Here is a 539-nt window from a genome sequence, read left to right as displayed (position 1 = left end):
GGCTCCTGGGAGGCCATCGAGTCGGCAGGGATCGATCCGGCGTCGCTGCGCGGTACGAGCACCGGCGTCTTCGCAGGGTTGATGTACCACGACTACGTGGCTCAGCTCGCCACCGTCCCGGAAGGTGTCGAGGGGTACCTCGCCACCGGCACCTCCGGCAGCGTCGTCTCCGGCCGTGTCTCCTACACGCTCGGACTCGAAGGACCTGCCGTAACGGTCGACACCGCTTGCTCGTCCTCCCTGGTGGCCCTGCACCTCGCTGCGCAGGCCCTGCGGTCGGGCGAATGCTCGATGGCACTGGCCGGCGGCGCGAGTGTGATGGCCACGCCGGGGAGCTTCATCGAGTTCAGCCGTCAGCGTGGACTGGCCGCCGACGGCCGGTGCAAGTCGTTCGCCGCGGGCGCCGACGGCACCGGCTGGGGCGAGGGCGTGGGCATGCTGCTGCTGGAGCGTCTGTCGGATGCGCAGCGGAACGGGCACGAGGTGCTAGCCGTGGTGCGGGGCAGTGCGGTGAACCAGGACGGTGCGTCGAACGGTCT

The 539-nt window shown here is 70.3% G+C and carries 1 protein-coding gene; it reads left to right on the top strand.

What is annotated here, in order from left to right; all coding sequences use genetic code 11:
- On the top strand, positions 1-539 hold a 539-nt coding region (locus IH13_RS0136145), incomplete at both ends, for a beta-ketoacyl synthase N-terminal-like domain-containing protein (protein WP_037843525.1).

This window comes from Streptomyces sp. NRRL WC-3549 (genome assembly GCF_000721935.1).
Lineage (GTDB): Bacteria > Actinomycetota > Actinomycetes > Streptomycetales > Streptomycetaceae > Streptomyces.
Note: the sequence above shows the minus strand (reverse complement) of the source record. Positions and strands in the feature narration are given on the sequence as shown.